Genomic DNA, 12659 nt, shown 5'->3' with positions numbered 1-12659 from the left:
CGTGGAATCCTGTTTCCTATAGGATCTACTATCTGGGCTGATGTTGTCAAGGTCACACCTGGCTTTACCCGCGCTTCGCGGCGAAAGCCGCGGTTGCGAACACCTCCGGATTCAGGACGTTGGCGGGGCGCTCCCCTGCCGCGACGGCCAGGATCGAGGCAATGGCGCTGGACGCGACGTCCCGGGTGAAGTCCTCGGTCCAGCACAGGGAATGCGGGGACAGCACCACGTTGTCCAAGGTCAGGAGCTCGTCGTCGGGAAGCAGCGGCTCCGGCTCGAAGACGTCCAAGCCTGCGCCGGCGATCCGACCCTCCCGCAGGGCGTCCCGGAGGGCATCCGTGTCCACGAGCTTTCCGCGGCCAATGTTGATCAAGTAGGCGCCTTTCTTCATCCGGGCCAACGCGGCGGCGTCGATCAGCTTCTGGGTCGCCGGGGTCAGCGCGGCGCAGAGCACCACGTAATCCGAGCGCTCCAGGAGCTCGTTCAGGCCCAGCAGTTCGACGCCGAGCCCGGCGGCCTCCGCGTGTCGGCCGCTGCGGTTGTTGCCCACGACCTTCATCCCGAGCGGCGCCAGCAGGCGGGCAAGCTCAGCGCCCACGCTGCCGAAGCCCACGATGCCGACCGTTTGCCCCACCAGCGGCGCGCCGCGGTAGTGCTCGCGCTGCGCCCAGTCCGAAGTCCGGGTCAACCGGTCCTTGGCCAGGAGCTTGTGGGAGAGCGCCAGGAGCAGCGTCAGCCCCGCCACCGCCAACGGCCGCCGGATCGCGTCCGGGGTGTTGGTGACAACGACGCCGGCGCGGGTGCAGGCGTCCAAATCGATGGTTTCGTAGCCGGCCCCGAACCGGGCGATCAGCCTCAGGTCGGGAGCGTGGTCCACGGTGCGTGAATCGAAGGCGATGTGTCCCAGCGACAGGACGGCCTGGACCCCGGCGAGGTCGGGCAACGGAACCGGGTCTGTGTAGCTGGGCAGGACGCTCCAGCTGATGCCGTTCTCGCTGAGCCGCTGCAGCCCCAGATCCCCGTGAATCGAGCTTCCGTCGGGCCGCGCAGCGTCGGCCGTGACCGCCACGGTGAACGGCGGTTGGGCGGTTCCCGCAGCGCTGGTTCCCACAGTGGCGGTTCCCGCCGCCGAGGCGGCCGCCGAGGTGGCGACCGCCGTCGTCGTCAATGCATTTGTTGCTGTGCTCATGCGTCGGTTCAGCTTTCTGTCTGCAGTACTGCGGTTTTGTCCTTGATGGGTTCGCGGACCAGCACGGTGTAAGCCACGGCGGCCAGGGCCGCGATGATGCCGCCGATCACGAAGGACGGCGCGTAGGAGCCGGTGGCGTCGGCGATCACGCCGGTCAGCAGCGGGGCAAAGGCGCCGCCGAAGTAGCCGCCGAAGTTCTGGATGGCACCGACCGAGGCAACCTGGGAGTTGTCCACGATGTCGCCGGGCATGGCCCAGGCGGCTGCCTGCATGGTGGCGACGAAGCCCAGTGCCACGGTCATGACGGCGATGGCGAGCGGGAGGGAATCCACGAACGGGATGAGGCAGATCAGGATACCGGCGGCAATCGCGGCTACGGACATCACGTGGCGCTTGGCCAGCAGCGGATCGCGCCCTGCCTTCTTCGAGTAGCGCGTCATGACCCAGCCGCCGGTGATTCCGAGGATGGCTGCGCCTAGGTACGGGACGGCCGCGAGCCAGCCGGAGCTGGCGATGCTGGCACCGCGTTCTTCCTGCAGGTAGAGCGGCAGGAAGACGATGAAGATGTTCCAGATCCAGATGACGCAGAAGAAGCCGGCCATCATGCCCCAGATCTGGCGGTGCTTGAAGAGGCCGAGCCAGGAGACCTTCTTGGCCGTCAGGAGCTGGGTGGTGCGCTGGCTTTCGATGTAGTCCAGTTCCTTGGCGCTGATGCGCTTGTGCTCCTCGGGAGCGCGGTAGTACAGGAAGAATGCCAGCGCCAGTACGAGGCCTGCGACGCCGAGGAAGATGAAGATGGCCTGCCAGCCGAAGGCGAGCATGATGGCGGTCAGGACGGGCGGGGCGATGGCCGGTCCCCATTTGGAGCCACTGTCCCAGATGGCGGTGGCCTGTCCGCGTTCGGCCCGGGGGAACCAGTCGGCGGTGAGCTTGGCCGACGCCGGACCGTTCGGGGCTTCGGTGATGCCGAGCAGGAAGCGGAAGGTGATGAACTGCCACATCTTGCCGCCGATGGCCATCAGCGCGGTCGCGATGCTCCAGCCCGCGATTGCCAGGAAGTACATCCGGCGGGCGCCAAGCTTGTCCACGAGCCAGCCGGCGGGCAGCTGGGCAAATGCGTAGGTCCAGGAGAACACGGTGCCCAGGAGGCCAATGTCAGTCCGGCTCATGCCGAAGTCTTTGATCAGTTGCGGCGCGGCGATGGAGATCGCGCTGCGGTCCATGTAGTTGATGATGCCGGCGGCCAGCGCCCAGCCAAGGATCCACCACCGCAGATTCTTAATGGTGCGGCGTGTTGCTGATTCCTTGGGCCCTGCGGCCAAAGTTTCTGTTTGCACTCTTCACTCCCTCGTGAATCCCCTTGCCGGCACCGTAGCCGGTCACAATCGAAGATCCTATAGGGTCTTCGATCCAATTGTGAAGAGGGTCACAAGAAAGTTATTGATGGGTCCGCTGAGCAGGCCTCAGGAAGCCTGCGGAAGTATCCCGAAGTCGCCGGAAGTCGCCGGAACGACGACTTATTCTGCGGGAGCGTCCGCGATGGCGCGGCCGCGCACCTTCTGCACGTGCTCAACCATGGCGGTTGCGGCCTGCTCCGGGTCACCGGTGGACAGCGCGTCCAGGACCGCCTGGTGCTCGGCGATCGCCTGTTCCGCGTCCGTGATGCCGACGCCGCCGAAGAGGCGGAAGCGCTGGACCTGCCCACCGAGGGCGGCATAGGCGGCCACCATGAACTGGTTGCCGGTCTGCTCCGCGATCAACCGGTGGAACCGCTCATCGGCTTCCAGATAGTCGCGGTATTCGGCAAACGACGGGCCCCGCGGCGCCTTCTTGAGGTCGGCCACGGCCGTGGCCAGCTCGGCATGGTGCGCCGGCGTCTGCCGGGCGCACGCCAGGCGGGCATTCACCGGCTCGATGGCAAGCCTTGCTTCCATGAGTTCGGCGAAGTCCTCCTGGGTGAACATCGGCGCAACCCGGTAGCCCTTGAGCGCGACGCGGCGAACCATTCCAGTGTGTTCGAGACGCGCAAGCGCCTCGCGCACCGGCGTCGGGGAAACATTGAGCTCCCGGGCGGTTCCATCGATACTCACGGCTGCCCCGGGTTCGAGCCGCCCGTCCATCAGCGACGCCAAAAGCTCTTCATAGACGTGGTCGGCGAGGACCTGGCGGCTGACGGGACGGCCCGCGTAGTGGCCCTCAGGGCGACTCCCGGAGGAAGCTGGTTGCATCTTCAGATCCTATAGGACGCGGACATGCCCATTCCTTAACCCAAAGAGTGGGCAGAACGGTGTTCTGCCCACTCTTTGTTGCCACGGCTGGACATGTCCAGTGGTGGAGGTGGCGCCGCTGCCTAGTTCTGGTAGGCCGGGTAGTCCGTGTAGCCCTCGGCGCCGTCGGTGTAGAACGTGGCCGGATTCGCCTCGTTGACCGGCAGGCCTTCGCGCCAGCGGCGGACCAGGTCCGGGTTGGCGATGGCCGGGCGTCCGACGACGACGGCGTCAGCGTGGCCGTCCGCGACCAGGGCAGTGGCCTCGTCGCGCGTGGTGACGATGCCGAAGCCGGTGTTGACCAGAAACGTTCCGTTGAACCGTGCACGCAGGTCCCGGACCAGCTCGCTGGCGGGGTCCTTGTGAAGGATGCTGAGGTAGGCCAGCTTCAGCGGAGCCAGCGCGCCCACAAGGTTGGCGTAGGTCGCCTGGACGTCTGCTGCGTCGAGTTCGAGGGCACCCTGGACATTGTGCTCCGGGGAGATGCGGATGCCGACGCGGTCCGCGCCAATGGCGTCCACCACGGCCCGGGTAACTTCGATCACGAAGCGCGCCCGGTTCTCCGGAGAGCCGCCGTAGACGTCGTCGCGCTGATTGGCGGCCGGAGTGAGGAACTCGTGCAGCAGGTAGCCGTTGGCCGAGTGAAGTTCGACGCCGTCGAACCCTGCCTCTACGGCTTTGCGGGAGGCCGTCACGAATTCTTCGACGATGCCCGGCAGTTCCTCGGTGGTCAGGGCGTGCGGTACGGGGAACGCCTGCTTGCCCTCGTACGTGCGGGTCTCGCCGTCGATGGCAATGGCACTGGGTGCGACCACCTCGTAGCCACCGGTGGTGTCCTGGTGGGTAACCCTGCCGGCGTGCATGACCTGGGCGAAGATGCGGCCACCCTCAGCGTGCACGGCGGCAGTAACGTTGGCCCAGCCCGCGAGCTGCTCGTCGGTCACCAGTCCGGGCTGGCCCGGGAAGCCTCGGCCGGCGTGGCTGGGGTACGTGCCCTCACTGACGATCAGGCCCAGCGAGGCGCGCTGGCGGTAATGTTCGACCACCAACGGGCCGGGGATTCCTTCGTTGCCCGAGCGTACGCGGGTAAGCGGCGCCATCACGAGTCGGTTGGGTAGTTCCAGCTCGCCGAGGGTCATCGGGGAAAACAGCATGCGCAGTTCCTTTCACAATGGATTGGTTCATTGGGGCTAACTGCACAGCGTTTGCAACTATTCCATCTGAGACTCGGATCACGACGGGTGGACGATGATCTTCACCGCGGTGTCGTTGTGGTTGATCAGCGTGTCGAACCCCTTATCCACCAAATCGTCCAGGGCGATTCTTCCGGTGATGAAGGGTTTGAGGTCGACTTTTCCCTCCTGGACGAGTTTGATGGCGGCTTCATGATCGCCGCAGTAGGCGATGGTGCCGCGCAGATCAATTTCTTTCAGCACCACTTTCTGCATATCCACTGTGGCCGGGTGTCCCCAGATGGAGACGTTGACGACGACGCCGGCCGGCTTCACGACGTCGAGCATCGTGTCCAACACGGCATTCACGCCGGCGCATTCAAACGCAGCATTGGCCCCTGCGCCGTTGGTCAGTTCCAGCACTCGCGCCTTGACGTCGTCGGTACTGGGGTCGAGAACATGATCCGCAACTCCGGACGATGCCGCCTTGTCCTTGCGGGCGGCCGACAGCTCAGTAACGATCGTGGTGATGCCGATGCCTTTGAGGACCGCGGCGGTCAGAAGCCCGATGGGTCCCGCACCCCCGACGACGGCGACGTCCCCGGCTTTGAGGTCGCTCCTGCCGACTGCGTGATACGCCACCGCGAGAGGTTCGATGAGTGCGGCCTCGTCCAAGGGAATGTCGCCGACAGGGTGCACCCAACGTGTGTTGACGACGATCTTCTCGCTCAATCCGCCACCGCCACCCGCCAAACCTATGAAGCCCAACTTTGTGCACAGGTTGTAGTGTCCGCTGAGGCAGGGACCGCATTCATTGCAGACGACGTACGGCTCAACGACAACGTTGTCTCCGACGGCCAGACCGCTGACGCCATCACCAATTTCCTCTACAGTGCCGGAGAACTCGTGCCCCAGGGTGACCGGGGCGGCCTCGTGGGTAAGCGGGTGGGGGTGGCCGGGCGGCGGGGTGAAAATAGGTCCTTCGAGGAATTCATGGAGGTCGGTGCCGCAGATGCCGCACCAGGCCACGGCGATCTTCACCGTTCCCGGACACAGCTCCGGCTCTGGAACATCTTCGATCCGGAGATCCTCGCGGGCGTGGAATCGTGCTGCTTTCATGGTGTTTCGCCTTCGCATTCCAGGCCGTGGATGCGCCGATCAGGCGCATCCACGGAATAAAAGTTGGATTCTCACGACGGGGCCGTAACCCCAGTCTGGTTGCCGTGACTGTGATTGTCACGACCCGTGTGTGTCAGCAGGTGTAGTCAGCGCGTGTGGTGTGTGGGCTGCAGCTCGAAGACCGGCGTTGGCAGTCCTTCCATCCTTGCTTTGAGCTGCAGGGCCAGATAGGTGGAGTAGTGACGGCTCTGGTGCAGATTGCCGCCATGGATCCAGAGGTTCTCCACGTTTGTGGGCTTCCACATATTGCGGAGTTCCCCTTCCCACGGGCCCGGATCTTTGGGCGTATCTGATCCGAACCCCCAGCACTTGCCGACGGCGTCGGCTACCTCGGGCGAGACCAAATCAGCCAACCAGCCGTTCATCGACCCATAACCGGTGGCGTAGATGATGACGTCTGCATCCAGTTCCGTTCCGTTGGCCATCACGACGGAGTTGCCGGTGATCTTGCTGACCTCGCCGTTGGCGAGCTTGACCCGACCGTCGATGATGAGCTGCGAGGCACCGACGTCGATGTAGTAGCCGGAACCGCGCCTCAGGTACTTCAGGAACAGGCCGGAACCGTCAACGCCGAAGTCCAGGTCAAAGCCTGCTGCCTCCAGCTGGGAATAGAAGCCGGCGTCCCGCTTGGCCATCTCCGCATAAACAGGGATCTGGGCTTCGGGCAGAATCCGGTATGGCAACGACGCAAACAGCAGATCGGCTTTCTCCGTGGTGACGCCGTTGGCGAGTGCCTTTTCGGAATACAGATCGCCCAGCGCAAGGTCCATGAGGGACTCGCTGCGGGCAATATGCGTGGAGGACCGCTGGACCATGGTGACATCGGCCCCATGCTCCCAGAGATCGGCACAGATATCGTGGGCTGAATTATTGGAGCCGATGACCACAGCCTTCTTGCCGGTCCAGTCTCCACCGCCCGGGTGCTTGGACGAGTGGTACTGCTGCCCCAGGAAGGACTCGGCGCCGTCGAATGCGGGGACGCTGGGGTACCCCGAAACACCCAGGGCGAAGATAAGCTGCTCGGGGCGCAGGGTGACCGGTTCACCGTCGCGCATCACCTCCACCACCCACTTTTGGGACGATTCGTCGAAGCGGGCGTTGGTGCACTCGGTCTTGGACCAGTAGTTCAGTTCCATGATCCGTGTGTAGTTTTCCAGCCAGTCGCCGATCTTGTCCTTGGCCGCGAAAACCGGCCAGTCGTCGGGGAACTTTATGTAGGGAAGGTGGTCGTACCAGACCGGATCGTGCAGGTGGAGGGACTTGTAGCGGTTGCGCCACGAGTCGCCCGGACGCTCATTCTTTTCGATGATGATGGTGGGCACGCCGAGTCTCCGCAGCCGCGCCCCCAGTCCGATTCCGCCTTGTCCGCCGCCAATGATGACGGTGTAGGGCTGGTCTTCGTAGCCCAGCCGCGCTTCTTGCTCTTCCTTCAGTTCCAGCCAGGATTTGCGACCCTTGGTGATCTCATGGGCGACCCCCTTCTCCCGGTTGGGGCCCTTCCTTTCCTCGAAGCCCTTGAGCTCCTGCATGGTGGTGAGCAGCGTCCAGCACTTTCCATTCCGGAGGCGCAAATGGGCGTAGCCCCTGGCTTGGGCGGTCTCGAAATTCACCCAGGCCTCGGCGTTTGCCGCATCCCCGGTGGCGTCCTCGGCGAGGGTCCAGTTGCTGGGCTGGACATCGTCCAGGGTGGCGTCGAGCATGCGGCCGATGGCTGCTTTGCCTTCGAGTGTCTTGAGGTTCCAGGTGAAGGAGACGAAGTCGCGCCAGTACGAATCGTCGTCGAAAAGTTCCAGTGCGGCGTCCGTGTTGTGGCTGCGCAGCGCCTCATCGAACTGCGCCAGCCACGCCCCGACGACGCCGTTTGGTGTCTCAGGCATGATTCCTCTTTCCATTGCTGACAGTGGGTCGTTCCCGTTGCGTGATGCCTAGACCACGCCGTGACCCGCATCACAAGTAAAGATCGCAGGGGGTTACAATCGGGTTACACGGAGCTCTCAAGCTGTCGGCCGGCGCGCACGGTAGACGACGGCGGCGGGGAACCAGCCGGGTGCGACGATTCGAGGGCGAGTTGGGAGAATGAGCATGCGGCAGGGCAATGGCTCCATTACGCATCCCTCAGACCTCAGGTTTTCCGCGCCGGCGGAGTACGCCCGAACTCTTCGGGCGGCGCACGAGGCCACCATTTCCGGCCACCCGGATCCGCACTTGTCCCCTTCGCTTATCAAGTCCTGGCAGCGTTCCCTCGCGTTGGGTATCAATCCAGACCAGCACCGGCCGCTGCACCGGCATGAAGTTTCCGAGGCGCGCTCCCTCAGTGCTGGCCATCGGCTGGCCACGGTGATGCCTGCGCTCTCGCAGTTGCTGGCCGATGAAACCGTCACCGGGCGCCATCTGCTGATCGTGACCGACCACGAGGGCGAAGTGCTGTGGCGCGTTGGCAGCAAACAGGCATTGCGCCTTGCAGACTCGCTGGAGTTCGTGGAGGGCGCGGATTGGTCCGAGTCCGGGGTCGGCACCAACGCCATCAGCGAGGCTTTGGTAACCGGCGCACCGGCGCAGCTCTTCTCGGCCGAGCACCTCGTGCGGACCCATCATGATTGGGCTTGCACTGCATCTCCCATTCGCGACCCTTTGTCGGGCGAAATCGTCGGCGTCCTGGATGTCTCCGGACCGTTCGAGTCGGTCACGCCGGACAGCCTGCGGCTGGTGCGTTGTGGAGTTCGGCTGGCAGAGGAGCTGCTGAGATCGGCTGCGGTTCCCAACGGCGATGCCCGGACCCCAGGGCACCCGGCACGACGCGACCAGCGAGCACGGCGCGACGGCCGCGCCCAGTCGCAGCTGGTGCTGCGGCTCTTGGGAGACGCGCCGTCCGCGGCGCTCGACGGCGGCAGCAGGCGCCCGCTGACGCTGCGGCGTGCCGAGATCATGGCCCTGCTGGCCTCGCGTGACCAGGGCTGGAGCGCCGATGAACTGGCGTACGAGATCCATGGTGACACGGGCACCGGCGCCGCGATCCGGACCGAGATGCACCGGATACGCAACATCCTGGGCGATGTCCTGGAAGCAAACCCCTACCGATTCGATTCAACCGTCAACGTCGTCACGGATGCCTCAGTCGTGGCCGCGCATCTGCGGGACGGACGGGTTGCCGAGGCATGTACGGCCTACTCGGCAAAACTCCTCACCCGTTCGGCCAATCTGGCGGTTGGGTTCATGCGGGACGAGCTGAACGCAGCCGTAGGAGCGTCCATCCGGTCCAGCGGTGATGCCCGGCTGATGCTGCAGTGGTGCACAAGCGACATGGGATCCTCCGATACGGCGACTGCTGCTGCCGCGGCAGCGCTGATCGGACCGAACGATCCCCGGTGCCAGCTTGTGAGCGCCCGGATGGAACGGGTGGACCGGGAGCTGCGAGCATAGCCACGAAACGTGGAGCCACCGTTGGGGCGTACAGTCGGGCCGCGCGCGCTAGCCACCTGGGAGCAACACCGGGACTCAGTGCTGGGGAACAGGCGCGGCTGCGCACTAGGGAGGCGGAGCGGCGACGCCGGGGCAGCCCTGGCCTTGGGGGTTCTGCAGGCAGGTGTCTGCGTAATTCCTGGTGATCGACCGCCAGACGCTGACGGTCTGCGGCGGCGAGCTGAAGGAGCCTCGGCCCGGGATGGGAAGGGGTGGGCCGCCATTGACGGAGTAAGTGCCTTGGAAATGCGTTGTCAGAACCACCCGGAAGTCGCCGGTCTGGGCGTAGACGTGGCTCGTCAGGGTCTTCTCGCCCCAGCGGTCCTGCGGAAGCGGTCCGCCGGCCGCCGGTTGCGGGCCCAACGAAGTGCCGTCGCCATAGCTCCAGATGTATTCCGAGGGCTTGGCCGTGACGTGGACAGCCTGAGCCAGGATTGTGATGTCGAACTGCTGATCTTCGGCGCTGGCAAAGAAGTTGGTCTCTGCTCCGCGCAGGGTGTTGGGGCTGGGTTGGGCCGTAGCACTTCCAGCAGATATCGGAAGCCGCTGGAACTCTCGTTGGATCATTGCGGCAATTCTGAGGAGCAAGTCCTCGGGCCTGGGATCGAAGAGACACGTAGGGCCTGAGTGGTAGGTCCACGAGGGGTTCGCAATCCCGGCTGGTGCCTTGAGCCAGACAACGGGAATGCCAGGCTTTCCGTCTGGGCCGTTCGAACAGTCCACGGCGCCGGCGAGACAATCGGCGTCAAAGTCGCCTCCGCCCAAGTGGCATTGAAGCTCGTACTTGTATTGGAAGGGGTCCGCAGAGGGGGTTCCCGGCTGGAGAGCAACAAATTTGCCCGTGGCGGGATCCAGCCTCCATCCGAGAACATCTACACCCTGATTTCCGAAACCGGAATCAACGCCCCCTTCCTCAGCCATCGCCAAAGGAGGCAACACTAGGGAACCTGCCACGACTAAGGCAGCGAAGAGCAGTCTGAAAGTCCGGCGGCTCTGGCGAAACACTGACGCACTCACCGGAGCGGATGCAGGGCGGTGATTTGCCAGGCGCCATTCTTGAACGCCGCGAGCATTACGTTGCCTGTATCTGACGGCGGAGTCGGTGGCCTGAACTCCGTTCCGTCTGGATCGAAGTAGGTGATTTTCGCCTGCTGAACTTGCACGGCAATCTGATACTGACCGTCCGACTGGGCTTCGTAGGTAGTGCTAATTGATGGTGTCACAATATGGCCGCCGGCCAACCACCGGCCGCCCTCATAGTTTGTCTTCAATGACGCTGTGATCCTTGAACAGAACTCGCATCCAGCCGACGTTACGGAGTCCAACCCCGACGAAGTCCCGGTCTCGTACGCGAAATTCAGTTGCTGGAACCAGTACCGGGCAAATGCCTCAAGGCCTGCCTTTGTCTCCGCCTTCGCAGCTTCCGGCAGTTCGGGAACCGGAACGTTCTGCGCCCTTCCTGATGCGTCGGCCGGCTTGTAGCTGGCGGAGGGCGTCGGAACAGCACTCGGAGTGAACGATGCCGACGGGCTTTGCGATTCAGCAGTTGGAGATCCGGGAGGTGGCGTTTCGCCCCCGCTGCACGCTGTGACCGACATCAGGGAGATCGACACCCAAGTGACCGCACAGGCTCGCCAGGGACCGGAAAGCGAAGTGCGAGATGTCATGGTCAGCTACTCCCCCGATAGAAAATCAAGACGCGCGAGTCCAAGCAATACCTAAGGGTAACCGACGTCACATTTTGGCAACCAAAGTTATCCACAGCAGCGTGCCACGCCTCGGAGGAGCCAGGTTAATCACGGCAACCCCACCCGCCTTGAGTCCTTTAGCCCCTAGCCATTTGCCCTTCATGGCCAGAACAATGAACCGCATGATGTTCGATCACAAAGACGGCAATCCCATCCTCAACCTCGACGACGAGCAGGCCTGGAAACTGGTGGAGGGCACCAAACACGGCAGGCTCGTGGTCACCGTGGCCGGAGAACCTGACATCTTCCCGGTCAATTACGTAGTCGGCGGACGGAAATTGTTCCTCCGCACCGCCCCGGGCAACAAGCTGGCCGAGCTCACCATCAACTCGAAGGTGCTCTTCGAAACGGACGGCGTCCTGTCCGAGGAAGCCTGGTCCGTCGTCCTGCGCGGGACAGCGCGGGTTCTCGACAAGTCGGCCGATATCGCCGCCGCGGAGGCCCTCGGACTCAAATCGTGGGTTCCAACATTGAAAGACTTCTACGTCGAAATTACGCCGACGTCGGTCAGCGGTCGCCACTTCCTCCTCGGCGAACAGCCGGAACGGGAGATCTAGCGCGCGACGGCGACTAGCGGCCCGCCGCCGTCGGCCCGGCCCGCTCCGCCGTCGTCCGCCCGGTCCGCCACGCGCGTTGTCCGGTGCTTCCCGCCGTGACCTGCACGGCAGCCGCCAAGGCTTAGCAGCCGCCTAGACTTAAATGATGGCGGACAAGCTGACTCCGGAGCGGCGCAGCTGGAACATGTCCCGGATCCGGGGCAAGAACACCAAGCCGGAAATGCTGGTCCGCAGGCTGCTGCATGCGAAGGGGTACCGCTATCGCCTGCATGGCACGGCGGGTGGCGGCAAACTCCCGGGCAACCCCGATCTCGTCTTCGCCGGCCGCCACAAGGTCATTTTCATCAACGGCTGCTTCTGGCATTTCCACGACTGCCGGGTGGGGCAGCACGCTCCCCAAGCAAATGCCGAGTTCTGGGACACTAAACGCACCCGAACCCGGAACCGCGACGCCGCCCAGCGGCTTCAGCTCGAGCGCGAGGGCTGGGAAGTGCTCACGGTGTGGGAGTGCGAGCTGAAGGATCGATCGGCGTTGGAGCTCCGGCTGGACGCGTTCCTCCGGGAACCGCCAACAGAATAGCGCTCCTGACGACATCCGATGACCGGGAGAAATCCTGCGTGTCGCGCTGCCTGCTTCCGGTGCAGGCTGAACGGCCTCAGCTAATATTCGACTCCGGGGGCCTTAGGGAATTATTCGGTCAGTACCACTGCGTACTGCAAACACGGGAGAGCGCACGATGCCGCACTTGCTGATGTCCAACGACGAGTCCGACACGGCTGCTACGCCAGCAGAATCCGGTTCCACAGTTCTTCAGTTCCCTCGCCTCGGCCACACCAAACATCGCTCCGTCCGGCCCCGGCCCCGCCACTTCCGCCGAGCGGACCCTGATCTGGAGCCGCTGCGCCGGCAGGCAACCTCGATCATCGACGAGGTCCTCGCGGGCACCGACCCGGAAGAAGCTGACGTGCGGGAGAAACTTCAGTGGCATGTCGCGAACAACCCGGGCCAGCCGGAAAAGGCGCTCCTGGAACATTTGCGGACAGTGGCCGACCAGCAAGCATCCGCATAGCTGGTTGACCGGTTTAGC

12 protein-coding genes are annotated in these 12659 nt (G+C 64.1%); 4 read left to right on the top strand and 8 right to left on the bottom strand.

Annotation, left to right across the window (positions count from 1 at the left end; all coding sequences use genetic code 11):
* Positions 1-64: 64 nt before the first annotated feature.
* The 6 genes from M2428_RS20550 to M2428_RS20525 all read right to left on the bottom strand — a co-directional run bounded on the left by M2428_RS20550 (position 65) and on the right by M2428_RS20525 (position 7684).
* On the bottom strand, positions 65-1189 hold the full coding sequence (locus M2428_RS20550) for an NAD(P)-dependent oxidoreductase (RefSeq protein ID WP_277527821.1): 1125 nt from the start codon (positions 1187-1189) through the stop codon (positions 65-67).
* Between the two features lie 8 nt (positions 1190-1197).
* A complete protein-coding gene (locus tag M2428_RS20545) occupies positions 1198-2526 on the bottom strand; it encodes an MFS transporter (RefSeq protein ID WP_277527820.1) in 1329 nt (442 codons plus the stop codon).
* A gap of 180 nt (positions 2527-2706) precedes the next feature.
* Positions 2707-3417 carry a GntR family transcriptional regulator gene (locus M2428_RS20540; RefSeq protein WP_277527819.1) on the bottom strand — a complete coding sequence of 237 codons (711 nt, stop codon included), beginning with the start codon at positions 3415-3417 and terminating at the stop codon, positions 2707-2709.
* Between the two features lie 122 nt (positions 3418-3539).
* On the bottom strand, positions 3540-4610 hold the full coding sequence (locus tag M2428_RS20535; protein WP_277527818.1) for an alkene reductase: 1071 nt from the start codon (positions 4608-4610) through the stop codon (positions 3540-3542).
* Between the two features lie 78 nt (positions 4611-4688).
* A complete protein-coding gene (locus M2428_RS20530; RefSeq protein ID WP_277527817.1) occupies positions 4689-5747 on the bottom strand; it encodes a 2,3-butanediol dehydrogenase in 1059 nt (352 codons plus the stop codon).
* Positions 5748-5893: 146 nt separating this feature from the next.
* Positions 5894-7684 (bottom strand): NAD(P)/FAD-dependent oxidoreductase, encoded by a 1791-nt coding sequence (locus M2428_RS20525; RefSeq protein ID WP_277527816.1) that lies wholly within the window; start codon positions 7682-7684, stop codon positions 5894-5896.
* Positions 7685-7889: 205 nt separating this feature from the next.
* Between M2428_RS20525 and M2428_RS20520 the strand changes: the two genes are divergently transcribed.
* Positions 7890-9227, top strand: a complete 1338-nt coding sequence (locus M2428_RS20520) for a GAF domain-containing protein (RefSeq protein WP_277527815.1) — start codon at positions 7890-7892, stop codon at positions 9225-9227.
* Between the two features lie 105 nt (positions 9228-9332).
* Here the strand turns inward: M2428_RS20520 and M2428_RS22285 are convergent, their stop codons facing one another.
* The gene (locus tag M2428_RS22285) at positions 9333-9833 is read right to left on the bottom strand and encodes a hypothetical protein (protein ID WP_346780766.1); all 501 of its coding nucleotides are present in this window, start codon (positions 9831-9833) and stop codon (positions 9333-9335) included.
* A gap of 446 nt (positions 9834-10279) precedes the next feature.
* The gene (locus M2428_RS20510; RefSeq protein WP_277527813.1) at positions 10280-10864 is read right to left on the bottom strand and encodes a DUF6318 family protein; all 585 of its coding nucleotides are present in this window, start codon (positions 10862-10864) and stop codon (positions 10280-10282) included.
* A gap of 272 nt (positions 10865-11136) precedes the next feature.
* Between M2428_RS20510 and M2428_RS20505 the strand changes: the two genes are divergently transcribed.
* From M2428_RS20505 to M2428_RS20495, 3 genes are all read left to right on the top strand, one after another.
* Entirely contained in the window at positions 11137-11571 is a 435-nt protein-coding gene (locus M2428_RS20505; RefSeq protein WP_277527812.1) for a pyridoxamine 5'-phosphate oxidase family protein, read from the top strand.
* Positions 11572-11716: 145 nt separating this feature from the next.
* On the top strand, positions 11717-12151 hold the full coding sequence (locus tag M2428_RS20500; RefSeq protein WP_277527839.1) for a very short patch repair endonuclease: 435 nt from the start codon (positions 11717-11719) through the stop codon (positions 12149-12151).
* Positions 12152-12308: 157 nt separating this feature from the next.
* Entirely contained in the window at positions 12309-12641 is a 333-nt protein-coding gene (locus M2428_RS20495) for a hypothetical protein (protein WP_277527811.1), read from the top strand.
* The last annotated feature ends 18 nt before the right edge of the window (positions 12642-12659 follow it).

It is taken from the genome of Arthrobacter sp. ES3-54 (assembly GCF_029504395.1).
Lineage (GTDB): Bacteria > Actinomycetota > Actinomycetes > Actinomycetales > Micrococcaceae > Arthrobacter.
The sequence above is the reverse complement of the archived record's forward strand: the minus strand, read 5'-3'. Positions and strand labels throughout refer to the sequence as shown.

Bases quoted from the DNA above. Each gene is read 5' to 3' on its own strand.
- M2428_RS20550 (WP_277527821.1), bottom strand. From the start codon at position 1,189: ATGAGCACAGCAACAAATGCATTGACGACGACGGCGGTCGCCACCTCG.
- M2428_RS20540 (WP_277527819.1), bottom strand. From the start codon at position 3,417: ATGCAACCAGCTTCCTCCGGGAGTCGCCCTGAGGGCCACTACGCGGGC.
- M2428_RS20535 (WP_277527818.1), bottom strand. From the start codon at position 4,610: ATGCTGTTTTCCCCGATGACCCTCGGCGAGCTGGAACTACCCAACCGA.
- M2428_RS20530 (WP_277527817.1), bottom strand. From the start codon at position 5,747: ATGAAAGCAGCACGATTCCACGCCCGCGAGGATCTCCGGATCGAAGAT.
- M2428_RS20525 (WP_277527816.1), bottom strand. From the start codon at position 7,684: ATGCCTGAGACACCAAACGGCGTCGTCGGGGCGTGGCTGGCGCAGTTC.
- M2428_RS20520 (WP_277527815.1), top strand. From the start codon at position 7,890: ATGCGGCAGGGCAATGGCTCCATTACGCATCCCTCAGACCTCAGGTTT.
- M2428_RS22285 (WP_346780766.1), bottom strand. From the start codon at position 9,833: ATGATCCAACGAGAGTTCCAGCGGCTTCCGATATCTGCTGGAAGTGCT.
- M2428_RS20510 (WP_277527813.1), bottom strand. From the start codon at position 10,864: ATGTCGGTCACAGCGTGCAGCGGGGGCGAAACGCCACCTCCCGGATCT.
- M2428_RS20505 (WP_277527812.1), top strand. From the start codon at position 11,137: ATGATGTTCGATCACAAAGACGGCAATCCCATCCTCAACCTCGACGAC.
- M2428_RS20500 (WP_277527839.1), top strand. From the start codon at position 11,717: ATGGCGGACAAGCTGACTCCGGAGCGGCGCAGCTGGAACATGTCCCGG.
- M2428_RS20495 (WP_277527811.1), top strand. From the start codon at position 12,309: ATGCCGCACTTGCTGATGTCCAACGACGAGTCCGACACGGCTGCTACG.